Source organism: uncultured Microbulbifer sp. (genome assembly GCF_947489355.1).
GTDB lineage: Bacteria > Pseudomonadota > Gammaproteobacteria > Pseudomonadales > Cellvibrionaceae > Microbulbifer.
Window position 1 is genome coordinate 1 of the sequence record NZ_CANLDD010000258.1, and the last position, 206, is coordinate 206.

Annotated in this window: 1 protein-coding gene; it reads right to left on the reverse strand. The window is 51.9% G+C overall.

What is annotated here, in order from left to right; genetic code table 11:
* Positions 1-9: 9 nt before the first annotated feature.
* Positions 10-206: transposase (locus Q1A48_RS21685; protein ID WP_299948966.1), on the reverse strand; the 197-nt coding region annotated here is incomplete at its 5' end.

A 206-nucleotide genomic window follows, 5' to 3' on the forward strand; every position in this document is an offset into this window, starting at 1 on the left:
CTCCGGCCATTAAGCGGATCCCCTTTGTAAATTGCTTATTCGGGTTAGATTCCAGCCGATAAAGGTGAGGGTAAATACCTCCTTGACCCGCGCTAACCCGCGGACTTTTACTTGGCGAATCAAGCCAATGGTTTTGCCCCAACCGAAACCCTCCTCAATTCTCTTGCGTACCTTCATGCTCGCTTGATACCCGCTGTGCCGAGTGG